Raw genomic sequence first — 23594 nt, forward strand, 5'->3', positions numbered from 1 at the left:
CGCGCGAGCAAGACGGCTACAAACCGGACGGATGGGACGAAGTCAACAGAGGCGCGGCAATCTGGACCCGCCGCACGGAAAAGGGCCCCGGTTTTCAGGCCGGGACACGGTTCTAGCCTCGCGAGCGGGTCACGCGCTCGATCTCGCCTCGCACCAGGCGCTCGACCACGGAAGGAAGATTGTCATCGAGCCATGCTTTCAGCATGGGCCGCAGCATCTCCTTCATGAGATCCTCCACGGTCTGAGGCTGACTTGGCCTCACGGAAGCGCCGAGCCGGTCGAAAGCGCCGGAAACCGCCGCGCTGGCCTCCTTGGACAGGAGACGGTCGGCGGTCGCCGACTGGGGAAGCATGATGGGAGCGGCCGGCCGGGGAGACGCCTCCGGAACCGCACCCTGGACCGGCGCCGCTGCGGGCTGCCCGGGGTCATGATCGCCGTGCAGATGCTCCGCCTCCCGGACGTCCATAGGCCCCTCGTCCAGCAGAGCCTCGCCGCGGCTCCAGGGCCCGAGCACCGACTCGTTGGGGCCGGGCGCGATCAGCGGCGACATGTGCATCTCGGCAATGTCGAGAACGTTCTTCAAAGGCGAGGATGCCGGTTCCTCCGGCTCGGGGGATTGCAGCGCCTCATCGTCGGAGATGATGCGCCGGATGGAAGCCAGAATGTCTTCCATCGATGGCTCGTTAACTTTCAGGCTCGCAGAACCCATTACCGCATCCAAATCAAAATACGCAAGAATCACATTCAAAAGAATGCAAATGAAGTATTTTACGCAACCTTAAAGAAAACAAGCGGGGCCAGAACTTTTTGGTTCTGGCCCCGAAACTTATCAACGACCGTCGGGCGTACTTGTGCCGACCCAAAGATCCTTGACCTGATCGTAATGGATCTTCGGGCTGTAATGATTGACCTTGAGCCCGAGCGCCCGTGAGTTGAGGCGTCCCATGGCGTTGACCAGGCTGTATGAAGCCACCACCCGGTCGCGCTGAGCCGTGATGAGATTGACGCGGGCGTTCAACAATTCCTGCTGCGCGTTCAAGACGTCCAGGGTCGTCCGCTGGCCTACGCGGGCCTCCTCGCGCACGCCGCTCAGGGCTGTCTCGGCGGCGTCGATCTGAGCCTGCGCGGCGACGATCTGCGCGCGGGCTGCCTCCAGCCGCCCCCAGGAGGAGCTGACCGCGGCGCGTACCTGATCGCGGACCGAATCCGCCTCGAGCCGGCGCTGTCCGGCCACTTCCTTGGCCTGACGCGTCGCGGCATAAACCTGACCGCCTTCATAAATCGGCACCGTGAGCCGCGCGACCACCGAGGCCGACAGGGACGCATCGCCTCCCGTATTCCGGTCATACCGCTGGTCGACGGCACCCACGACGCCCAGCTGCGGGGCAAGGGCGCCCTCCTCGATCTTCACCTGGAGCTCGGCCACGTCGACCGCATGCTGGCGCGCCTTGATGGCCGGATGCTCGTTCAGGCCGATCTTGAGGGCCGCGTCGACCGACCGAGGGGTCAGGCGGTCCAAGGGACGCCCGGGCGCCAGTTGCGCGGGCTCGACCCCCACGACCTGGCGATACGTCGCAATACTGTTGCGCAGGGTGGCCTCGGCGAGACTGGCCTCGGACCGCGCGGCCGCCAGGCGGGCTTCCGCCTGGGCGACGTCGGTCCGGGTCACTTCGCCGACGTTGAATCGGTCCTGGGTCTGGCGCAACTGCTCGTCGATGACTTCGACGTTGTTGCGCTGGAGGTCGAGAATGGCCGTATCCCGCAGCACGTCCATATAGGCCGTCGCCGCATCGAGCAGGGTGCTCTGCTCGCTGCTGTTCAGGGTTTCGCGCGAGCCGAGGACCGAGGATTCCGCGGCGCGGACCCGGTTCTGCGTCCGGTAGCCATCGAAGATCGTCTGGTTGACCTCGACGCCGAACCCGCGCGGGTTGAGGGCGCTCTGGGTCGTCGTATTCGGCGAGAAGCGGGACGAGGGCTGCTCGACCGAGGCCCAGGTTCGGCCGACATCGGCCGTTCCGTTGACGATCGGCCGATATCCGGACTTCGCCTGGGCGACCGTTTCATCCGTCGCGCGGACGTTGGCACGCTGAGCATTCAGGTCCGGATTGTTGCCGTAAGCGCGGGCCAGGGCGCCTTCCAAGGTCTCAGCCGAAGCCCCGGCCGGGCCCATCAGCACGAACACCGAGGTCATCACCCCACAGAGCCAGCGATACGTCTTCTTGGAATGCTTATTCTTCACGCGCACCTGCCTAGCGACCCAAACGGAATATCCGCAAGAGACGCCGATTTCAGAAACCACTGCGACTCAAAGCGCAACAATACCCAAGGGAACAGAGTCGGCAACAACGCGTTGGGGCCGTCTCGATTTTAGCTTGGGAGTGGCGCAAAAAAGCGACACTGCCGAACCGCTGAAATTAAGGATCTGGAAGGAATTAGAACGTGAAGCCGGCCGGCTGAACGAAGGGCGCCAGCAGGGGCGCTGCGGCCTCGAAAAGGCTACGCTCTCCGATCGCGTCTCCGCTGCGGACGTAGAGGGTCGCCCGGGCAGCGCGTCCGCGCCCCTTCACGCAGACCAGACGACCACCCTCGCCGAGCTGCCGGAGGAGCCCGTCCGGGCGGACCTCGACCGAGCCGTTCACGAGAATGGCATCGAAGGGCGCGTGGGCGGCATAGCCCTGCTCCAGCGCCCCGGTCGCGACGGCAACGTCGTCGCATCCGGCGGCACCGAGACACTGCCGGGCAGCCGCGGCAAGGCTCTCGTCCGACTCAAGGAGGGTCACCCGAGCACCCAGCGCGCGGAAGACCGCGGAAGCATAGCCGCGCCCCCCGGCGACATCGAGAACATTGTCGCCCGGATCGATCTCGAGCGCTTGGATCATGCGACCCAGGATCATCGGAGACAGCATGTAGCGGCTCTCGCCGCCGTCGCTCACGAGGATGTCCTGGTCGATATAGGCAAGACTCTCGCGGCCCGGGAGCACGAAGAGCTCTCTCGGAACGCTGTCCATGGCATCCAGGAGAGGCATGTCGTTCACATCGAAAGTGCGCAGCTGGCCATCAACCATCATGCGGCGCGCTTGTGTGAAATCGACCATGGATCGTGCCTTCAGAATTCGTTGGAGGCCTCGCCCGGAATCGAACCGGGGTGCAAGGATTTGCAGTCCTCTGCGTAACCACTCCGCCACGAGGCCATCCGGGGCGTGCCGCGAACGCGACGGGTGCTCCATAGCAACCATCCCCCCAAAGAGCAACAGCCCCTTTTCATGCCCGCCGGACAACAATGCGCTTGCAACCGCGGAAACCCGTGCTATATGCCTCCCACCTCGCCGGCGGACATGTCCCACGGACCTCCGCGGCGCTCAAGAAGCTGAGCGATAAGGCTTCTTGGAAAGGTATGGCTTATTCCGGCGTGGCGCAGCGGTAGCGCAGCGGACTGTTAATCCGTTGGTCGTAGGTTCGAATCCTACCGCCGGAGCCAACCTTCCCGTCTCTCCCGCATTCGACCTCAGCGTGCACGGCGTCCGGCTCGGTCTTTTCCAGGCTCGAGCCTTGGCTATGATCCGCTGCCATGAGCACCGATTCACAAGCTCCCGTCCTGGTCTGGTTTCGCGACGACCATCGCCTGGCCGATCACCCTGCCCTCGCGGCGGCCGTCGCGACGGGATCGCAGGTTCTATGCTTCGCGGTCGTGGACGACGACTCCGACGGGCTGCGTCCCCTCGGCGCCGCCGCGCGGTGGTGGCTGCACGGCTCTCTCGCAGCCCTCGGCGAGGCTCTCCATCGGGCCGGATCCCGGCTTCTCCTGTTCAAGGGGTCGGCCCTGTCGATCGTCGGCAGGCTCGCGGTCGAAACGGGGGCCTCGGCGATCTTTTGGAACCGGCGCTATGGCGCGGCCGAGATCGCCGTCGACCGCACGATCAAGGAGCGCCTGACGGATCTCGGCGTGCGAGCCCACAGCTTCAACGGACGGCTCCTGCACGAACCTTGGACGATCGCCAACCAGGCCGGGAAGCCGTTTCAGGTTTTCACCCCCTATCTCAGGGCCGTCATGGCCCGGTCCGTCCCCGCTCCCTTGCCGGCTCCGAAGCGGATCGCCGGGGGGACGTGGCCCTCGGCCCTCCTGGATGCCGCCGTCCCTCTCGCCACGCTGAGCCTCGAACCTTCATCCCCCGACTGGGCCGGGGGGCTGCGCGCCGGGTGGCGCCAGGGCGAACGGGCGGGGCGGGAAAGCTTCGAGCGCTTCTGCCGTGAGAGCCTGAAAGGTTATGCGGATAGCCGGGACCGCCCGTCGGTTCAGGGCACGTCGCGCCTCTCCCCGCATCTGCGCTTCGGTGAGATCAGCCCCCGCCAGATCTGGCATGGCGTGACGGCGGAAGCCGCGCGCGAGCCCGGCCTGGCACGGGACGCGGAGAAATATCTGAGCGAAATCGTCTGGCGCGACTTCAGCCACCAGATGCTCCACTACCACCCTCACATGCCCGATCGACCGCATAGCGGCCGGTTCGACCGCTTTCCCTGGAACGACGATGCGCAGGCGGTGAGAGCTTGGCAGAAGGGTCGGACGGGATATCCGATCGTCGACGCCGGAATGCGCCAGCTCTGGCAGACGGGTTGGATGCACAACAGGGTGCGCATGATCGCTGCCTCGTTTCTGGTGAAACACCTCCTGACCGACTGGCGCCGGGGCGAGGCCTGGTTCTGGGACACCCTGGTCGATGCCGATCCCGCCAACAATGCCTTCAGCTGGCAGTGGATTGCGGGATCGGGGCCCGATTCGGCGCCCTTCCACCGCATTTTCAATCCGGTCGCCCAGGGCGAGAAATTCGACCCGGGCGGCGACTACGTCCGCTCCTTCGTGCCCGAGCTCGCCGAGCTGCCCGCGGGGTTCATCCACCGGCCCTGGGACGCGCCCCCCGACATTCTCCATGCGGCCGGGATCAGGCCAGGCGAGACCTACCCGAACCCGGTCATCCCGCACGGCCCGGCGCGCGAACGAGCCTTGCAGGCCTTCCGCAGCCTTCGCGGTGGGAGCGAGCTCGATTCGTGACCTTGGCCAAGGGAGGCTTGCGCCCAAGAAGCTGGCGCCAAGGGAGCTGGCGCCAAGGGAGCTTGACCCGCCCTGCTCCTTGACGTCAGCATCCCGGTCGCTTTCCAACCCGAACGATCCGCCCCGCCCAACCCCGAGACCATCATGACTGCGACCAAGCTGCTCTATCGCGACGACGCTTATGCCACCTCCTGCGAGGCCCGGGTCCTCGGGACGACGCCCGAGGGCGGCGTCATCCTCGATCGCACGGTGTTCTACGCTCAAGGCGGCGGACAGCCGGGGGACGCCGGCTCCATCGTGAATGCCGACGGCGATACTTTCCCGATCACGAACACGGTCTATGGCCCGGACCGTTCGCAGGTCGTGCATCTGGTCGGACAAGAGGCAGCCTCCCGGTTCTCCGAGGGTGACGCCGTCCGGCTGCAGCTCGACTGGCCGCGGCGCCTCAAACGCATGCGCGTCCATACGGCCCTGCACCTGCTGAGCGTCGTCCTTCCCTACCCGGTGACGGGCGGCGCCATCGGCGACGGCGACGGGCGGCTCGACTTCGACATCCCGGATGCCGGCCTCGACAAGGCGGAGATCACGGAGAAGCTGAACGCACTCGTGGCCCGGGACGCGCCGGTCACGGAGCGGTGGATCACGGACGAGGAGCTCGATGCGAATCCGGGGCTCGTGAAGACCATGTCGGTCAAGCCGCCCCGCGGGTCGGGCCGTGTTCGGCTGGTCGAGATCGAGGGGATCGACCTCCAGCCCTGCGGCGGCACCCATGTGCGCCGCACCGGCGAGATCGGCACGGTCGCGGTCACCGACATCGAGAAGAAGGGCAAGCAGAACCGCCGCGTTCGCATGTCGCTGGTCGATTGAGCCCCTATGACAAGGAGTTTTGCCATGTCCCAGCCTTTCGTTTCGACCTCCTGGCTGCAGGAGCACCTGAATGATCCGAACCTCGTGGTCGTGGACGCCTCGTGGTATCTCCCGAACCAGAACCGCGACCCCGAGGCCGAGTACCTCGCCGGCCATGTTCCGGGGGCCGTGCGCTTCGACATCGACACGGTCAAGGATCGGTCCTCGGCCCTGCCCCACATGCTCCCCTCGGCGGAGGATTTCGCCAAGGCTGCGGGCGCCATGGGGATCAGCCAGGATACGACCATCGTGGTTTATGACGGCCTGGGCCTCTTCTCGGCCCCGCGGGTCCGCTGGATGTTCCAGGTGTTCGGCGCCCGTGACGTCGCGATTCTGGATGGTGGTTTCCCTGCCTGGAAAGCGGAAGGACGAGCGATCGAGACAGGCCCGGAGGAGCCGCGCCCGCCCAGGACCTTCACGCCTTCCTTCTCAGCTTCGGCCGTCGCGGATGTCGCGCGCGTGCAGGACGCGATTCAGTCCGGCTCGGCACAGGTCGTCGATGCCCGCGCGGCGGATCGCTTCAGAGGAGAGGCGCCCGAGCCTCGGCCCGGTCTGAAGGCGGGACACATTCCGGGCAGCGCGAACCTGCCCTGGAGCGACATCGTGGACAATGGTCGGTTGAAGGACAGCGCGAGCATCGCGCAGGCCGCCCGTGACGCCGGCCTGGATCTTCAACGTCCGATCATCGCGAGCTGCGGCTCAGGCGTTTCGGCCGCAATCCTCTCGGTGGCCTTCGAAACCCTGGGGCGGCCCGCTGATGCCATCTACGACGGCTCGTGGTCCGAGTGGGGTGCGCGGGACGACCTGCCGATTGCGACAGGGCCGGGAACGAAAGGCTGAACAGGCAGCCATGAAAAAAGGCCCCGGAGATTGCCGGGGCCTTTTCGTTGCTCACCATCCGCTCAATGCAGGATCTGCGAGAGGAAGAGCTTGGTCCGCTCGTGTTGCGGATTCCTGAAGAACTCGTCGGGCGTGTTCATCTCGACGATCTGTCCGTAATCCATGAAGATCACCCGGTCGGCCACCTGGCGGGCGAAGCCCATCTCGTGGGTGACGCAGAGCATGGTCATGCCCTCGTCGGCCAGTCCCACCATGGTGTCGAGCACCTCCTTGACCATCTCGGGATCGAGCGCCGATGTCGGCTCGTCGAACAGCATGATCTTCGGGCTCATGCACAGGGAGCGGGCGATCGCCACACGCTGCTGCTGGCCGCCGGAGAGCTGGCCGGGATACTTGTTCGCCTGCTCGGGGATCTTGACCCGCTTCAGGTAATGCATGGCGATCTCTTCCGCCTCCTTCTTGGGCATCTTCTTCACCCAGATCGGAGCGAGCGTGCAGTTTTCGAGAATCGTCAGGTGCGGGAACAGGTTGAAGTGCTGGAACACCATGCCCACGTCGCGGCGCACCTCGTCGATGCGCTTGAGATCGTTGGTAAGCTCCGTGCCGTCGACGATGATGCGGCCCTTCTGGTGCTCCTCCAGGCGGTTGATGCAGCGGATCATCGTGGACTTGCCGGAGCCCGAGGGACCGCAGATCACGATACGCTCGCCGCGCCGCACGTTGAGATTGATGTCGCGCAGGACGTGGAACTCCCCGTACCACTTGTGCACGTCGATCATCTGCACCGCGGCCTCGGCTTTCGGGTCGACGTCGACGGAGCGGATGGTTTGGGATGAAAGTGTCGTTGCCATGTGTGTTTACCGTTTCTGACCAGCCGCAAGGCGCCGCTCGACTCCCAGCGAGTACCGGGACATGCCGAAGCAGAAGATGAAGTAGAACAGAGCCGCGAAGGCATAGCCCGTGATGCCGATGGTCGGAGCCGCCCAGTTCGGATCGATCCGGGAGGCCTCGATGGTCTTCACCAGATCGAAGATGCCCACGATGGCCACCAGGGACGTGTCCTTGAACAGGCCGATGAAGGTGTTCACGATGCCCGGAATCACGATCCGCAGGGCCTGAGGCAGGATGATGAGGGTCATCATCTGCGGATAGTTCAGGCCCAGCGACATCGCGCCCTCGTACTGCCCTTTCGGCATGGCCTGAAGGCCGCCGCGGACCACCTCGGCCATGTAGGCGGAGGCGAAGAGCGCAGTGCCGATGAGGGGCCGGAGCAGGCGGTCCACCGTCATGTCCCCGGGAAGGAACAGCGGCAGCATGGTGTTGGCCATGATCAGCACCGTGATCAGCGGCACGCCGCGGACGAACTCGATGAAGATCACCGAGGCCATGCGCACGATGGGGAGCTTGGAACGCCGCCCCAGGGCAAGGAGAATGCCGAAGGGCAGCGAGACCACGATGCCCACCGTCGCGACGAGGAGCGTCACCAGGATGCCGCCCCACAGGGAGGTGGGCACATGGGCGAGGCCGAAATCCACATCGACCACGGCCAAGGTGATGCCGATCACCGCGACGATGCCGCCGCCCATGATGAGGGCGGGACGCATGGCGGTCTTGAGCAGTGCCGCGAAGAAGGCGAACAGGGCGATCACCAGCGCGCCGAAGATCGCGAACCCTATCCAGAAGCGCAGGCCGAGATCGGCATTGCCGCCCGTCAGGAGCACGTAGGACACGACCGGGAAGATCCAGAAGAAATAGACCGCTCCGAGATCCCGGCGCGGCGCCCGGAGCCACAGCAGCCAGGCGACCCCGATGGCCAGAAGGGCGAAGAAGATGTCGACCCGCCAGCGCTCGGACACCGTATAGGAGCCGTAGATGAAGTAGTTGATCTTGTCCCAGATGAAGGCCCAGCAGGCGCCGGTTTCGCTGCCGCCCGTATCCGCCCGGCAGGCGGCCCGGTCGGTGCCGGTCCACACCGCATCGATGAAGAGAAACCTCACCAGGGGCGGGACGGCGACGTACAGGAGGTAGAACACCACCAGCGTCAGGATGGTGTTGAAGGGGCCGGAAAAGAGGTTTTCCCGAACCCACGCAATGGGACCGCGGGCCAGGTTGGGCGGAGGCAGCGCCTCCACCTGCTTGGCGCGGACGAAACGGGGAATGTCGACGGCGGTGCTCATGCGATCTCCTACCGCTCGACGATCGCCACGCGGCGATTGTAGATATTCATGATGAACGACGTCACGAGGCTGATCGTCAGGTAGACGCCCATGGTGATGACGACCACCTCGATGGCCTGGCCGGTCTGGTTCAGCACGGTTCCCATGAAGACTTGAACCAGGTCGGGATACCCGATGGCGACCGCCAGGGAGGAGTTCTTCGTCAGGTTGAGGTATTGACTGGTCAGCGGCGGGACGATGACCCGCATGGCCTGGGGGATCACCACCAGGCGCAGGGTCTGTCCCGGCGTGAGGCCGAGGGAGCCTGCCGCCTCCGACTGGCCCTTCGACACGGCCAGGATGCCCGCGCGGACCACCTCGGCGATGAAGGCGGCCGTGTAGGTGACGAGGCCCAGGAGAAGCGCCACGAATTCCGGCAGGATCTGCATGCCGCCGGTCAGGTTGAACGTCCCCTTGCGCGGCAATTCGAAGGTAATCGGGTTGGCCCCCGCAATGGCAAGCACGATCCAGGTCAGGACGGGCAGGCCGAGGAGCAAGGCCAGGGTGACCTTGCCGACAGGGTATTGCCGTCCGGTCTGCTCCTGTTGCCTGCGGGCCCAGCGGCGATACACGAAGGTCCCGACAAGTCCGATCACGAGAGCCGCAACGACAACCGAGATATTGCTTCCCCAGATGGGCTTGGCCATGAACAGGCCGCGGGAGTTCAGGTAGAAGCCGGCGCCCATCTCGAGGGAGTTGCGCGGCTGCGGCAGGGTCCCGAGGACCGCGATGTACCAGAACAGCAACTGCACCAGCAGCGGGATGTTGCGCAGAACCTCCACATAGACCATGGCGACCTTGGCCACCATCCAGTTCTTGGACAGGCGCGCAATGCCGATCAGGAAGCCGAGGATCGTGGTGAAGAAGATGCCGATGGCGGAAACGAGCAGGGTATTCAGGAGGCCGACGATGAACGCATCGCCGTAGGTCCCGCCGGCTGCGCTGAACTGGATCAGCGTCTGGCTGATGTCGAAGCCCGCGGTGTTGTTGAGGAAGCCGAACCCGGAGGCGATCTTGGCGCGCTGCAGGTTCTCGACGGCATTCGTCGCGGCGACGTAGAAAAGGTAGACGATCGCGAGGACGAGAACGACCTGATAGAAAATCCCACGGACTTTGGGATCGTATAGAAACGATTTTTTGGGGGGCGATGTCTGACTGACAGCGGTCTGCACTGAGTTCATCCTCTGACGGCTTCTTATTTGTATCCTGCCGTCCTCCCCTGTTCACGGCATCCAGGATACCACGAACGGGCGGCTTTTTGTTGTTCGTGTCTGAGAAGGGCGCCCGGATTGTCCGGACGCCCCTTTGTCAACAGCTTAGCGGATCGGGATGCCGTATTGCAGGCCGCCCTTCGTCCATTGGGCGTTCTGACCGCGCTTGATCTTCAGGCGCGAGCCCTCGCCGACGTTCTTCTCGAACACCTCGCCGTAATTGCCCACGTGCTTGATGATGCGCACGGCCCAGTCGTTGGTCAGGCCCACGGCCTCGCCGAACTTGCCTTCCGTACCGAGAAGACGCTTGATCTCCGGGTTCTCGGAGGTCTTCATCTGGTCCACATTGGCCTTGGTCACGCCGAGCTCTTCGGCGTTCAGCATGGCGTTGTGGGTCCAGCGGACGATGTCGCCCCACTGGTTGTCGCCATGGCGGACGGCCGGACCGAGCGGCTCCTTCGAGATGATTTCCGGCAGAACGATATGATCGTCCGGGGCCGAGGCGCGCAGGCGCTCGGCGTAAAGGCCGGAGGCATCCGTCGTGAAGGCGTCGCAGCGGCCGGCGTCATAGGCCTTGAACGTCTCGTCCGAGGTCGCGAACGCCACCACTTCGTACTTCATGTTGTTGGCACGGAAGTAGTCGGCGAGGTTGAGCTCGGTGGTGGTGCCCTGCTGGGTGCAGATCGAGGCGCCGTTCAGTTCCTTGGCGGAGGAAACGCCGAGCTTCTTGCGGACCATGAAGCCCTGGCCGTCGAAGTAGTTGATGGCAGGGAAGTCGAGGCCGAGCTGCGTGTCGCGCGACATCGTCACGGTGGAGTTGCGGGACAGCACGTCCACTTCGCCGGACTGGAGGGCCGTGAAACGGTCCTTGGCGGCGAGCGGAATGAAGCGAACCTTGGTCGGATCGTCGAAGATGGCGGCCGCAATGGCGCGGCAGAAATCGACGTCGAGTCCGGTCCAGTTGCCCTGAGCATCCGGCTGGCCGAAACCGGCGAGACCCGTGTTCGAGCCGCAGGTCAGGAAGCCCTTCTGCTTCACGCTGTTGAGCGTCGCCTGGGCGGAAGCGCCCGTCGCGAGCAGGCTGGCTGTCAGGCCGAAGGCAATCGATACGAGAGCCTTTTTCATGTTTGTATCTTCTCCCAATAGTTCCACATGGCTCGGCCGCTTATGGTTATGACCCCCCAGCCGGGCCCCGGATAGACCAGTCTACGCCGCCTCGGCTGAGACGGCATCGAGATCCATCACATTCCATGATTAATCACTGGTCAAGTCTTGATGGAAGGCATTTCTTGCCTGACTTGACGGCAGGAGCGGCCCGGTCTCAGATCGGAATCTCCTCAGCAAGCCCTTGAAGCGATGTCAAAACTCCCTCCAAAGCCCCAAAACCTATCCGAACGAACCCGCCTCGTGCATGCCGGGCGGGAGCCGTTCGAGCAGCACGGATTCATCAATACGCCGATCTACCGCGGCTCGACCGTGCTGTACGCGACCACCGACGATCTGCTGCACCGGCGCGGGCGGTATTCCTATGGGACGAAAGGGACTCCGACCACCAACTCCCTTGAAGTCGCCTGGACGGAACTGACCGGCGCCGCCGGAACCGTGCTTGCCCCATCGGGGCTCGCCGCCGTCACGGTTGCCTTGATGTCATGCCTGAAGGCCGGCGACCATCTGCTGATGACGGATTCGGTCTACCTGCCGACCCGGCAATTCTGCAACGGCGTGCTCAAGAATTTTGGTGTGGAAACCACCTATTACGACCCGCAGATCGGCCCTGGGATCGAGGCTCTCATCCGACCGAACACCACGGCCGTGTTCACCGAGGCTCCCGGTTCCCAGTCCCTCGAGATGCAGGACATCCCCGCCATCGCCGAGGTGGCGCATCGTCATGGGGCGGTCGTCCTCATGGACAACACCTGGGCGACCCCCCTGCTCTTCCCGCCGCACGAGCGCGGGGTGGACATGGCCATCGAGGCCGGCACCAAGTACCTGAGCGGCGGATCGGACCTGCTGCTCGGCATGGTCTCGGCCAATGACCGTTGCTTCAAGCGCCTGCGCGAGACTTACGACTCCTTTGCCATGTGCCCCGGACCGGAAGACGTGTTCCTGGGTCTGCGGGGCCTGCGCACCATGGCCCTTCGCCTGAGGGAGCACGGGACCCAGGCGCTCGGGATGGCCCGCTGGCTCGAAACCCGCCCGGAGGTGGCAAGGGTCCTCCACCCCGCCCTCGCGACCGATCCGGGTCATGAGATCTGGAAGCGGGACTTCAAGGGCTCATCCGGCCTCTTCTCGATCATCCTGAAGCCCTGCTCGGACCGGGCCCTCGCCGCCATGCTCGACGGCCTGTCGCTGTTCGGAATGGGCTATTCCTGGGGCGGATTCGAGAGCCTCGTGATCCCCTTCAACTGCGCCGCCTATCGCACGGCAACCACATGGGAGCCCGGCGGTCACGCCCTGCGCTTCCACATCGGCCTGGAGGATCTCGAGGACCTGAAGCGGGACCTGGATGCCGGGTTTACCCGCCTCCGCGAGACGGACGCCAAGGCAGCCTAGGCTTTCTCGGGCTCAGGCGCGCTTAGGGCATCGGACGTGAACGGTGGGACCACGCTTGGGTCCGATGCTCACATCCTTAAGCCGCGCATCGTTCGGGCCCCTGTCCTGATCGCTCGGCCGGATGGTCACCCCGTCGTCATCACCGAGCTTGTCCACTCTCCACGTCATCACCGGGCTCGTCCCGGTGATCCCGGTTGTCCGATGCTCCCCTCTTGGCCGGCGCATCGTTGAGGGCGAAAAACCGGGCCCACTTTTTCGCACGGTGCGCTAGGCGGCCGGAGCCTCCGCCTGGGACCCCGAAACTGCCGTAGCGGCAATCTTTCGCTTCTCCTTCGCGATGAGCATCAGGTTGCGAATATAGATGAAGATCGAAAAGGCCTGGCCCAGGATGATGACGATGTCGCTGCGGGCGAAGCCGTAGACCAGGGTCATCAGGCCACCGGAGATCGACAGCACCCAGAACCCGACGGGGATCACGCTCTTTTCCGCCTTCTCACTGGCAATCCACTGCACGAGGAACCGGGCCCCGAAGACGAACTGGGCCAGAACGCCGAAGGCCGCCCAAAGATCGAACCGGGCGACGACAAGGTCATAGAAATAAAGTCCCAGATCGTGTGAAAGGCGCATCAACATCAGACGATTTCCTGAGCAGCGGGAACGCGGCGGCGGCGGCGGATCAACCACCAGACTCCGGCTAAATCAAGGATGCCGACCCAGAGCCGGTCGAACATCCCGTAATTCGACCGGCCGGCATGACGGGGCCGGTCGACCACGTCCACATGGGCGATCCGGTACCCTTCACGCTTGACCAAGGCCGGCATGAAGCGGTGCAGGGCGTCGAAATAGGGCAGCCGCAGGTAGACGTCGCGCCGGAAGGCCTTGAGACCGCAGCCCGTGTCGCGCGTCCCGTCCTTCAGGATCCTCCCCCGCACCCCATTGGCGATCCGGGACTGCCACTTCTTGTAGGTGCCGTCCTTCCGTCCGACCCGCTGGCCGGCAACGAGGGCCGTTTGAGGGTCATCGAGGGCCGCCACGAGCCGGGGGATGAAGGCCGGGTCGTTCTGCCCGTCCCCGTCGAGGGTGATGACGATCGCCCCCCGGGCCGCGTGGACGCCGGTCCGGACCGCGGCGCTCTGCCCGCAGCTCGCCTCGTGCCGGACGAGGCGCAGCCAGGGCCGTGTGGCCCGGGCCTTCAGAACCTCGTCCCCGGTTTCGTCGGTCGAGCCGTCATCCACATAGATCACCTCGAAGGGCGAGAGCGGCGCGCAGGCGCGCTCGATCTCCTCCACCAGCGGGAGAATGTTGAGCGCCTCGTTCTTGACGGGCACCACGACGCTGATGCGGGGCCCGGGAGAAAGGTCAGTCATCCGTTACGGGCCATCACTGGCCGCCTCTTCACAATCGCCATCTGGACTAGAGCATCGGACCCACTTTTGGGTCCGATGCTCCACTATTGGCCGGCGCATCGTTTATGCGGAAAACCGGGTCCACTTTTCCGCACGATGCGCTAGAAGCCCGTCGCATAAGCCGCGATATCGACCCGCCGCCCGCTGTTGATATTGAATCCCTGGATCCGGGTCGAGAGGGCGGGCTGCTGCTTCAGGCGCGCGTTCTCCGCCCGGAACTCCGTCTCGTACCGCTTCTCCACGAAAACGACCCGACACCCGCCCTGCCGCAGGAACGCCGATGCCTCGGGTCCCGTCTCGACCATGTCGAGGTTGGTCCCGGTCAGGAAGACGAGACTGGGTTCCCGGTAGCCGAGGGTCGCGACCTGCGGGTTCTCGCAAGGCAGGTTGCGGGCGACCTCGGCCAGCCGGTCCGAGATCTTGAGGGAGCGCAGATCGAGCTGCGCGAACCCGAAAACCCCGATCGCGAGAAAGGCCGCCGAGATGAACCCGGCCCACAGGGTCGGCACCAGCCGGCTCTTGACGAAGAGCCACCACGCCCAGAGGGCGAGAACGGAGGAGATCACGAGAAACGGAAGAGCCCGGAAGGGCAGCATCCCGTCGAACGACCAGCCGACCGCCGATAGGCCGACGGTCAGGCCGACCGGGATGAACGGGATCATCACGGTCGCCAGCTTGGCCGCAGGCCGATGCGGACCCACGAAATGGCGCGAGATGGCCATGATTGTGACGATGGCCACCGCCGGCAACAGAGGCAGCGTGTAGTGCGGCAGCTTGGTCGGCACGGCCTCGAAGACGATCCAGGACGGGACGATCCAGGCAAGCGCGAAGGCGACCGGTTCCTCCCGGCGATGCTTCCAGGCGAAGGGCACCGCAATGGCTGCCAGGATGGCGCCCGGCCAGAACGTCGCGAAGAAGGAGATCAGGTAGAAGCCGGGCGGGGCCCAGTGATACCGCTGCGCCGTCCCGACCTTGCCCAGCATGTCGTGGCCGACCGCCTCGGAATAGAAGGCGCCGCCGGTCTTGAGCGCGATGGCGACGAACCACGGCAGCACCACCGCCAGCGTGAAGGCGGCGCCGAGCCAGGGCCTCAGGGTGAGAAGCCAACGCGCCGAGCGCTCCTTGTAGGCGAGGACCGCCGCGGCCAATCCCGCGAACATGATGACCAGCGGACCTTTGACGAGGATCCCCAAGGCGAAGCCGGCCCAGAAGATCAGCAGGGCTCTCCGGGGCAGAACCCCGGCGCCGCGGCTCAGATAGGCCCTCGCGAGACCACCCATCACGGCCACGGAGCAGGCGGTCAGCATGGCGTCCGTCTTGGCGAGGCGCGCCTCCACCATGAGAATCACGCAGGTCGCCATCAGGGCCGCCGTCAGGAACGCCCCTCGTCGCCCGAAGAAGGCCAGGGCGGCCCAGTAGGTCAGCAGGACCGTCGCAATCGCCCCGAGAAGCGACGGGATGCGGTAGAGGGCGATGGTGGTCCGCGCCTCCGGCACGCCCAGCGCCTGCCCGATGGCGACGCTCGCGCTCTGCATCCAGTAGATCCCCACCGGCTTCTTGTGCCGGGCCTCGTCCTGGAAGCGGATGTCCACGAGATCGCCGGATTCCAGCATCTGCTTGGAAGCCTGGGCATAGCGCGGCTCGTCCCGATCCATGGGCTGAAGGGTTGTGAAGCCCGGCAGGAAGCAGACGAGCGACAGCAGGACGAGAACGGCGCAGAGCCGGGCATGGCTCCGCTCCACGACACTCGTGAGCTGGGCCACGGAGAGAGAGCGCAATGAACTCCGCGGCTGGGGGACAGAACCGTCCATCAATGACTCCGGGGGCGGGCACGCCTGCGTTCTGACGGGATATCCCATCGGCACAGGTCCATCAAACCGCGTGATGTCCTCTAAACCGGAGGGGAAGTCAAATTGACGGATGGTAGCGGGCAGGCCGGGAGGAACACGGGCCGGCGGGCCGGCATTCCCTGGAGGGAGGGGTTCGTTCCGGGGGTCTCGCCGTGACCATGTTTCGCCGCTGCTGCGCCTTGTCCATCCTTGTTCTGTCGGCCACCCCGGTGGCCGCTCTCGACCAGCCCGTCGTCTGGCGCGATGAGGATACGGGCTGCGCCTACCTGCTCACCCCTCAAGGGGGCATCTCGCCCCGGCACCGACGGGACGGGACGCTGGATTGCCCGGACGTGGCCGCGGGAACGGGAGTCGTCGAGAACATGGGCAGGGACGTTGCGCGTGGCCTCGATGCCCTCCAGCGGGAGATCGAGCGCCTGCGCGAGCGGTACAACCGCCCCTGACCCGGAGACCGATCGTGACGGCGAGGACCCGAATCTACGGCGAGCATGACGAGAAGACCATCCGGCAGCTGGACCGCTGCATGCAGGTCGGGAGCGCCGCCAGGGGCGTGCTCTGCGCGGACGGACACCTCGGCTACGCGCATCCCATCGGCGGGGTGATCGCCTATGAGGAGCATGTCTCCATCAGCGGGGTCGGGTTCGATATCGCCTGCGGGAACATGGCTGTCCGGCTCGACACCCGTTACGAGGACATCGCCGGCCAGGCGGGGCGCATCCTGGCCGACATCGGCCGTGCCATCAGCTTCGGGATCGGCCAGAAAAACGCCGTCACGGTCGACCATGAGCTGTTCGAATCCCCTCTCTGGGAGGAAGCCGGTGTCCGGGATCTCAAGAAGCTAGCCTCCGGACAGCTCGGGACGGTGGGCTCGGGCAATCACTACGTCGACCTGTTCGAGGACGAGGAAGGCTTCGTCTGGATCGGGGTCCATTTCGGCTCCCGCGGTCTCGGCCACAAGATCACCACCAAGCACCTCGCTCTCGTCGGGGCCAAGGACGGCATGGAGGTCGATCCCGCCCTCGTCCACCAGGACAGCGAGATCGGGCGCAGCTACATCGCCGGCGTGACGCTCGGTGGGCTCTATGCCTATGCCGGTCGGGAATGGGTGGTCGAGCGCGTGCGCCGGATCATCGGCGGTCGGGTGACCGACACGGTGCACAATCACCACAACTTCGTCTGGCGGGAGAGCCACGGCGGCAAGGAATACTGGGTCGTCCGCAAGGGCGCGACGCCGGCGTTTCCCGGGCAGCGCGGCTTCGTTGGCGGATCCATGGGCGACAACGCGGTCATCCTGCACGGAATCGACGGGAGGGAGAGCGCCGACAGCCTCTATTCGACGGTGCACGGGGCAGGACGCCTCTTCGGCCGCATGGACGCGAAGGGCAAGAAGAACAAGGCGGGAGAATGGGTCCGCCCTCCCCGGTTCACCCGCGACGAGATGGACGCATGGCTGCGCGAAAAGGGCATTCTCCTGCGCGGAGGCGATGTGGATGAGAGCCCCATGGTCTACCGGCGCCTCGAGGACGTGCTCGCCTATCACCGAGGCACGATCGCGGTGGAGCGCAGGCTCCGGCCCTTCGCCGTCGCGATGGCCGGCCCTGGCGAGTTCGATCCCTACAAGGATTGATCCAGAACCAGGGCGGCCGAGACGCTATCGAAACCAGCCGAAGTAGAGCGCCCAGAGACTCGGGGAGCGGATGCCGCGCACCCGGCGCGCCGCTTCATCCGCACGCATCGACTCGCCGCCATGGCAGGAGCAGAGAACGATATGGGCGTCGTGCTCCGAGACCTCGAAGAAATCGACGGCATCCCCGAACCTGTCGCTCAGGAGCCCTGCCCTGCGGAGCACGGGATCGGAATAGGCGACCGTCAGGGCGGAGCCGTCGGCGCGCAACGCTCGTCGCTGCGCCTTCGGTTTCCACTCGATCTCGTCCAGGGTCCGGAGGATACGGTCGGGCTCCTGCTCCAGCAGGTCGACCCAACGGTCGAGACGCTCCCGCTTCGACAGGACCGGCGCTTGGACATCCCCGGGGATCTTCAGGTCGGCGACGCTACTGAGTTCGGACAGAGGCCTGTGTTCCATGCTCCCCTCCTTGGCAGAAGAGCGGTTTCGAGCACCCACCAGCTACAAGCTCAACCTTGAAGCCTGTGGAAAAGTTCGAAACGGAACGGAATGCGGCCGCCGATATTTTAGGCACCGTCGAGGCCAGGCACAATGGGACAGGACCCTCTGGCCTCCCCGGCGTCTCGGGCCAGCCGAAGGTCCTCGGCTGGCCCTGCCGGATCAGAGGACGGCCGAGTGGTCGTGCTCCGCGCGGCTCGTTCCCATCAGCTCGGCGAGCCGGTTGCGGGCTCGATTGACCCGGCTCTTGATCGTGCCGACCTTCACGCCGAGGGCTTCGGCGGCATCCTCGTACGACATCCCTTCGGCGCCGATGAGAATGATCGCTTCGCGCTGCTCCTGCGGCAGCTTCTCGAGCGCGCTCGAGAGGTCCTGAAGCGCCAGCTTGTCCTCCTGGTCGGGGATCGCGATCATGCTGGCCGCATGGGTCCCGTCCCCATCCTCGACCTCGCGGCTGGTCTTGCGGTGGGTCGAGTAGAATCCGTTGCGCAGGATGGTGAAGAGCCACGCCTGCAGGTTCGTCCCGGCTTCGAAGGTGTCCTGCTTCGTCAGGGCCTTGAGCACGGTGTCCTGAACCAGGTCCTCCGCCTGATCGACCTTGCCGGTCAGGGAGAGAGCGAAGGCGCGCAGGTTCGGCAAGGCATCCATGACGCCGTTGATGAACTCCTGGTCGACGGGCTCGGTGTGAGCACGAATAACCTGGGCCACGCGATCGGCAAGACGGGCGAGGTCGCGCGGCAGCTTCTCCTCCGTGGGATCACCATAGAGGGCACGCAGTTGCTTCCCCAGATGCAGCCGCACGGCAGCGCTCAGCGCAGCCGCCGAGGTCGGCGCGTCGGGATGGGTGAACTCGGACTGGTTTTTGAAATTCTCTGGCATGCGGAACTATCTGGTGCGTGCCGCGGCCATTTAAATATCCGGGCGACATTTCGACCATGAGATTTTTTCATGGCCACGCCTCTGGATCTCATCCCCTGTATGCCTAAGCGCCCAGGCTGCGTTATATGCTCGTTCGAACATGCGGCCAAACCAAGGCCGGCAATCATCCAAGGAGCATGCGGCGTGGCTCATTACCTCGGCATCGATGTCGGCACCTCGGCGGTGAAAGCGATTCTCGTCGACGATGCGCAGGCCGCCGTTGCGGAAGCCGACGTTCCCCTGAAGGTCTCGAGACCGCACGATCTCTGGTCGGAGCAGGATCCCGAAGCCTGGTGGGCGGCCGTGCGATGCGCGCTCGATCGGCTCCAGGCCGAAGCCGCCACGGCCCTGGCGGATATCCGCGGCATCGGCCTCTCGGGGCAGATGCACGGGGCCGTGCTGCTCGACGAAAACGATCGTCCCCTCCGTCCGGCGATCCTCTGGAACGATGGCCGCTCGTTCCGGGAGGCGCAGGAACTGGCAGAGAAGCATCCCGAGCTCTCGCAGGCCATGGGGGTGATCCCGATGCCCGGCTTCACCGCTCCGAAGCTCGCCTGGCTGGCCCGGCACGAACCGGAGGTGTTCCGCCGCGTCCGCAAGGTGATGCTGCCGAAGGATTACATACGCCTCAAGCTCACCGGCGAGATCGCGACGGAGATGTCCGATGCAGCCGGCACCTGGTGGCTCGACGAAGCCAAGCGCGATTGGTCGGATGCGGCACTGGCTGCGACGGGCCTGACCCGCGATCACATGCCGAGGCTTGTCGAAGGCTCGCAGCCCTCGGGCACGGTCCGGGCCGACGTCGCCCGGCATTGGGGCCTGCGGAGCGACGTGATCGTGGCCGGCGGCGCGGGCGATGCGGCGGCCGGCGCGGTCGGCCTCGGCGCCATCGAGGATGGGTCGGCCTTCATCTCGCTCGGGACCTCCGGGCAGCTTTTCGTCACCACCCGGGATTTCAGCCCGGCGCCCGAGGCCGTGGTTCATTCCTTCAGTCACGCGGTGCCGGGACGATGGTTTCAGATGGCCGCCATGCTGAACGCGGCAAGCTGTCTGGCGTGGGGCGCCCATGTCCTGAAAAGGGACATCGGCGAATTGCTCGGCGAAACCGAGGCCGCTTACAGCAAGCCGTCCTCGGTGCTGTTCCTGCCCTACCTTGCCGGTGAGCGGACCCCGCACAACGACCCCTATGCACGCGGCGTCTTCTTCGGGCTCTCGCCCCGGACCGACCAGACCGATCTGGTGCAGGCTATCCTTGAAGGTGTCGCGTTCAGTTTCGCCGACGCGAAGCAATGCCTCGAGCAGGCAGGGACGCCCCTGACCTATGCGGGCATGATCGGCGGCGGATCCCGAAGCGTCTTCTGGGCCAGGATTTTCGCGAGCGTCCTGAACGTCCCCATGCTGCGCTACCAGGGCAGCGACAAGGGACCGGCCTTCGGCGCTGCCCGCCTTGCGCGGCTCGCCGTGACCGGGGAAGAGCCTGAAGCCGTCTGCACCCCGCCCGATGTCCTCGCGACGATCGAGCCCGACCCGCGCCTGGTCGAACTCTACGGTCCGAGGATCGAGGCTTTCCGCGGCCTGTATCGGGCCTTGAAGCCGGAATTCATGCGACAGTGACGGCGGGTCCAGCACACGCCTCTTACGCTACATCATAGCTTTCAAGTCCTTTCCAGCAGATGCTCGAAGGGCGACGCGCGCGAAAAGTTGTGGGCTGTCGTGCACGGCTCAAAAGGAGGGATTGAAACCCGATTGAAATGAAGCATTTAGGGCAGTCACAATCCCTTCTGATCCGGTCCAACTTTTGGCATGATAGAGTCTTCAGAATTCAAGGCTGAAAACTGCCGCTTGAATAAAGCGCCTTTAGGGAAACGCCCATGACAGGATCTGCTCCGATCCTCGAGATGAAGGACATCTCCAAAACGTTCCCGGGCGTGAAGGCCCTCTCGAACGTCTCCCTCACCGTGTATCCCGGCGAGATCCATGCCCTGATGGGAGAGAACGGCGCCGGCAAATCGACGCTGATGAAGATCCTGTCCGGCGCCTATCAGGCCGATTCGGGCGGGGAGATCCGCATCAACGGCCAACCCGTCACGATCGACGGACCGCTGACGGCGCGCCACCACGGCATCTCCATCATCTATCAGGAGCTCTCCCTCGCCCCCAACCTGAGCGTCGCGGAGAACATGCTGCTCGGGCGGGAGCATACGTCCGGCCCCATGGTCGACCGGCGCTCCATGGAGAAGGCCTGCCAGACGGTGCTGGAACGTCTCGGCGTGCACTTCAAGGCGACCACCAAGGTCAGCGAGTTGTCCATGGCCGAGCGGCAGCTCGTGGAGATCGCCCGGGCGCTCATCGCGAATTCCCGCATTCTGGTTATGGACGAGCCCACGACCTCCCTTTCCTCCCGCGAGACCGAGGCGATGTTCGCTCTCGTGCGGCAGCTGCGGGCGGAAGGGCTCGCCATCATCTATATCAGCCATCGGATGGCTGAGATCTACGAGTTGGCCGAGCGCGTCTCGGTGCTTCGCGACGGCTCCTATGTCGGCACGCTCGTGGGCGATGAGATCTCGGCCGAGCGCCTCGTTCAGATGATGGTCGGTCGCGACCTGTCCTCCTTCTACAAGAAGGAGCACGATGCCCATCAGAGCCGCGGCCCCGTGATGTTCGCCGTTCGCAGCATGGGCGACGGGGTGCGGGTGCACGATTGTTCGTTCGAGCTGCATGAAGGCGAGGTTCTCGGGATCGCGGGCCTCGTCGGGGCGGGCCGCACCGAACTCGCGCGCCTCATCTACGGCGCCGACCCTCGCACGACCGGCGAGGTCTTCCTGGAAGGCAAGCGCCTTTCGATCGACGAGCCGGAGGACGCCATCGAGGCCGGTGTCGTCTACCTGACCGAGGATCGCAAGAATCTCGGCCTCTTCCTCGACCTCACGGTTCGGGACAACGTGAACGTGAACGTGCTGAGCCGCGACGCGCGCGCGGGCGGCGTGCTGAACCTGAAAACCGCCAAGCAGAGGGCGGCGGCGGCGATCCGCGCTCTCGGCATTCGGGTCGCGGGCGACGTGGTGCCGGTCGGCAGCCTCTCGGGCGGCAACCAGCAGAAGGTCCTGCTGTCGCGCCTGCTCGAGACGAAGCCGAAGGTCCTCATCCTGGACGAGCCCACGCGCGGCGTCGACATCGGGGCCAAGTCGGAGATCTACCGCCTGATCGACAGCCTGGCCCGCAACGGCGTCGGGGTCATCGTGATCTCCAGCGAGCTGCCGGAGATCGTCGGCATCTGCGACCGGGTGCTCGTCATGCGCGAAGGCCGGCTCGCCGGCGAGGTCGGCGGCGCCGGCCACCCGCCCGTGACACAGGAAAACATCATCACCATCGCGACAGGTGTAAGGGAAGCGGCCGAATGACATCCCCGAACGAGTCCAGCGCCGGCATGCAAGCGACCGGAGTCAAAGGCGCCGATGCGGCGTCGCAAAGCCTTCAGCGCCGTCTTGCCTGGCGCTCCACCCTGCAGGCCATCGGCATGCTGCCGGTGCTCATCATCCTGGGCGTCGTGTTCGAGCTCATGTCCGGTCGGTTCCTGAGCTTCCAGAACCTGTCGATCGTCATGCAGCAGGCCTCGATCAACACCGTGCTGGCGGCCGGCATGACCTTCGTGATCCTGACCGGCGGCATCGATCTGTCCGTCGGGTCGATCCTGGCCGCCTCCGCCATGGTGGCGATCCTGGGCTCACTGATCCCGGATTGGGGCATGCTCGGGATCCCCGCGGCCCTGCTGACGGGCCTGGGCCTCGGCCTCGTGAACGGCGCGCTCATCGCCTTCGCCAAGCTCCCGCCCTTCATCGTCACCCTCGGGTCGCTGACGGCCGTGCGCGGTCTCGCTCGCCTGCTCGGCGGGGACACGACCCAGTTCAACCCGCAGCTCCCCTTCGCGTTCATCGGCAACGGCACGCTGTTCGGCCTGCCCTGGCTCGTGTGGATCGCCTTCGCGGTCGTGATCATTTCCTGGTTCATCCTCCGAAGGACGGTGCTCGGGGTCCATATCTACGCGGTCGGCGGCAACCCGGACGCGGCCCGCCTGACCGGCATCAAGGTCTGGGCGGTGCTGCTCTTCGTCTATGCCTTCTCGGGGCTGGCGGCGGGTCTCGGCGGCGTCATGTCGGCGGCGCGCCTCTTCGCCGCGAACGGATTGCAGCTCGGGCAGTCCTACGAACTCGACGCCATCGCGGCCGTGATCCTCGGCGGCACCAGCTTCGTCGGCGGCATCGGATCGATCTGGGGCACCCTCATCGGCGCGCTCATCATCGCCATCCTGTCGAACGGCCTGATCCTGGTGGGCGTCTCCGACATCTGGCAGTTCATCATCAAGGGGCTCGTGATCATCGGGGCCGTGGCGCTCGACCGCTACCGCCTCAAGGGATCGGCGCGCACCTGATCAAGGAATACCAGCGCCCGTCCCGGGCGCTCGTATAAGCGATCCCCCGGAAGACGAGCACAGGCTCCGGGGGGCGCGGAGCATAAGACACCCGTA

Annotated in this window: 21 protein-coding genes and 2 tRNA genes; 10 read left to right on the top strand and 13 right to left on the bottom strand. The window is 65.3% G+C overall.

The annotated features are described in order from the left end of the window. Positions 1–112: 112 nt before the first annotated feature. The 4 genes from NF876_RS05780 to NF876_RS05795 form a co-directional block, all read right to left on the bottom strand. Positions 113–673: a PopZ family protein gene (locus NF876_RS05780; protein WP_262267895.1), complete on the bottom strand. Its 561-nt coding sequence runs from the start codon at positions 671–673 to the stop codon at positions 113–115. A 156-nt stretch (positions 674–829) separates the two neighbouring features. Further along, positions 830–2239 carry a TolC family outer membrane protein gene (locus NF876_RS05785; RefSeq protein ID WP_373696620.1) on the bottom strand — a complete coding sequence of 470 codons (1410 nt, stop codon included), beginning with the start codon at positions 2237–2239 and terminating at the stop codon, positions 830–832. 193 nt (positions 2240–2432) lie between these two features. Then, positions 2433–3095 carry a protein-L-isoaspartate O-methyltransferase family protein gene (locus NF876_RS05790; RefSeq protein ID WP_262267896.1) on the bottom strand — a complete coding sequence of 221 codons (663 nt, stop codon included), beginning with the start codon at positions 3093–3095 and terminating at the stop codon, positions 2433–2435. 22 nt (positions 3096–3117) lie between these two features. Beyond that, positions 3118–3191, bottom strand: a tRNA-Cys gene (locus NF876_RS05795). A gap of 212 nt (positions 3192–3403) precedes the next feature. On the opposite strand from NF876_RS05795, the gene NF876_RS05800 reads away from it, so the two are divergent. The 4 genes from NF876_RS05800 to sseA all read left to right on the top strand — a co-directional run bounded on the left by NF876_RS05800 (position 3404) and on the right by sseA (position 6793). Then, positions 3404–3478, top strand: a tRNA-Asn gene (locus NF876_RS05800). Between the two features lie 90 nt (positions 3479–3568). Further along, positions 3569–5047 (top strand): cryptochrome/photolyase family protein, encoded by a 1479-nt coding sequence (locus NF876_RS05805; RefSeq protein ID WP_262267897.1) that lies wholly within the window; start codon positions 3569–3571, stop codon positions 5045–5047. Positions 5048–5191: 144 nt separating this feature from the next. Continuing rightward, positions 5192–5914 carry an alanyl-tRNA editing protein gene (locus NF876_RS05810; RefSeq protein WP_262267898.1) on the top strand — a complete coding sequence of 241 codons (723 nt, stop codon included), beginning with the start codon at positions 5192–5194 and terminating at the stop codon, positions 5912–5914. A 24-nt stretch (positions 5915–5938) separates the two neighbouring features. Continuing rightward, the gene (gene sseA, locus NF876_RS05815) at positions 5939–6793 is read left to right on the top strand and encodes a 3-mercaptopyruvate sulfurtransferase (RefSeq protein WP_262267899.1); all 855 of its coding nucleotides are present in this window, start codon (positions 5939–5941) and stop codon (positions 6791–6793) included. 62 nt (positions 6794–6855) lie between these two features. Here the strand turns inward: sseA and NF876_RS05820 are convergent, their stop codons facing one another. From NF876_RS05820 to NF876_RS05835, 4 genes are all read right to left on the bottom strand, one after another. Beyond that, positions 6856–7572 carry an amino acid ABC transporter ATP-binding protein gene (locus NF876_RS05820; RefSeq protein WP_262267924.1) on the bottom strand — a complete coding sequence of 239 codons (717 nt, stop codon included), beginning with the start codon at positions 7570–7572 and terminating at the stop codon, positions 6856–6858. A gap of 78 nt (positions 7573–7650) precedes the next feature. Next, positions 7651–8970 carry an amino acid ABC transporter permease gene (locus NF876_RS05825; RefSeq protein ID WP_262267900.1) on the bottom strand — a complete coding sequence of 440 codons (1320 nt, stop codon included), beginning with the start codon at positions 8968–8970 and terminating at the stop codon, positions 7651–7653. Between the two features lie 8 nt (positions 8971–8978). Beyond that, positions 8979–10190 (bottom strand): amino acid ABC transporter permease, encoded by a 1212-nt coding sequence (locus NF876_RS05830; RefSeq protein WP_373696621.1) that lies wholly within the window; start codon positions 10188–10190, stop codon positions 8979–8981. Between the two features lie 135 nt (positions 10191–10325). Then, the gene (locus NF876_RS05835) at positions 10326–11345 is read right to left on the bottom strand and encodes an amino acid ABC transporter substrate-binding protein (RefSeq protein WP_262267902.1); all 1020 of its coding nucleotides are present in this window, start codon (positions 11343–11345) and stop codon (positions 10326–10328) included. A gap of 231 nt (positions 11346–11576) precedes the next feature. On the opposite strand from NF876_RS05835, the gene metC reads away from it, so the two are divergent. Beyond that, on the top strand, positions 11577–12773 hold the full coding sequence (metC, locus tag NF876_RS05840; RefSeq protein ID WP_262267903.1) for a cystathionine beta-lyase: 1197 nt from the start codon (positions 11577–11579) through the stop codon (positions 12771–12773). A gap of 267 nt (positions 12774–13040) precedes the next feature. On the opposite strand, the gene NF876_RS05845 is transcribed toward metC, so the two are convergent. From NF876_RS05845 to NF876_RS05855, 3 genes are all read right to left on the bottom strand, one after another. After that, on the bottom strand, positions 13041–13406 hold the full coding sequence (locus NF876_RS05845) for a lipid-A-disaccharide synthase N-terminal domain-containing protein (RefSeq protein ID WP_262267904.1): 366 nt from the start codon (positions 13404–13406) through the stop codon (positions 13041–13043). Further along, on the bottom strand, positions 13406–14140 hold the full coding sequence (locus NF876_RS05850) for a glycosyltransferase family 2 protein (protein ID WP_262267905.1): 735 nt from the start codon (positions 14138–14140) through the stop codon (positions 13406–13408). The genes NF876_RS05845 and NF876_RS05850 overlap by 1 nt, the downstream gene beginning before the upstream one ends. A 140-nt stretch (positions 14141–14280) precedes the next feature. Further along, a complete protein-coding gene (locus tag NF876_RS05855; protein ID WP_262267906.1) occupies positions 14281–15990 on the bottom strand; it encodes an ArnT family glycosyltransferase in 1710 nt (569 codons plus the stop codon). 191 nt (positions 15991–16181) lie between these two features. On the opposite strand from NF876_RS05855, the gene NF876_RS05860 reads away from it, so the two are divergent. Further along, positions 16182–16472 carry a hypothetical protein gene (locus tag NF876_RS05860; protein ID WP_262267907.1) on the top strand — a complete coding sequence of 97 codons (291 nt, stop codon included), beginning with the start codon at positions 16182–16184 and terminating at the stop codon, positions 16470–16472. A gap of 14 nt (positions 16473–16486) precedes the next feature. Beyond that, complete coding sequence (locus NF876_RS05865) at positions 16487–17656, top strand: RtcB family protein (protein WP_262267908.1); 1170 nt, start codon at positions 16487–16489, stop codon at positions 17654–17656. Between the two features lie 24 nt (positions 17657–17680). Here the strand turns inward: NF876_RS05865 and NF876_RS05870 are convergent, their stop codons facing one another. Both NF876_RS05870 and NF876_RS05875 read right to left on the bottom strand, forming a co-directional pair. Then, entirely contained in the window at positions 17681–18112 is a 432-nt protein-coding gene (locus NF876_RS05870) for a hypothetical protein (protein ID WP_262267909.1), read from the bottom strand. A gap of 201 nt (positions 18113–18313) precedes the next feature. Beyond that, a complete protein-coding gene (locus NF876_RS05875; RefSeq protein ID WP_262267910.1) occupies positions 18314–19030 on the bottom strand; it encodes a sigma-70 family RNA polymerase sigma factor in 717 nt (238 codons plus the stop codon). A gap of 183 nt (positions 19031–19213) precedes the next feature. Here NF876_RS05875 and xylB point away from each other — a divergent pair, with 183 nt between their 5' ends. The 3 genes from xylB (at position 19214) to NF876_RS05890 (ending at position 23498) form a co-directional block, all read left to right on the top strand. After that, positions 19214–20683: a xylulokinase gene (gene xylB / locus NF876_RS05880; RefSeq protein WP_262267911.1), complete on the top strand. Its 1470-nt coding sequence runs from the start codon at positions 19214–19216 to the stop codon at positions 20681–20683. A gap of 257 nt (positions 20684–20940) precedes the next feature. Continuing rightward, positions 20941–22470, top strand: coding sequence for a sugar ABC transporter ATP-binding protein (locus tag NF876_RS05885; protein WP_262267912.1), 1530 nt, complete (start codon positions 20941–20943; stop codon positions 22468–22470). Continuing rightward, positions 22467–23498, top strand: coding sequence for an ABC transporter permease subunit (locus tag NF876_RS05890; RefSeq protein ID WP_262267913.1), 1032 nt, complete (start codon positions 22467–22469; stop codon positions 23496–23498). Before NF876_RS05885 ends, NF876_RS05890 begins: the two co-directional genes overlap by 4 nt. Positions 23499–23594 lie beyond the last annotated feature (96 nt).

Source organism: Microvirga yunnanensis (assembly GCF_025460875.1).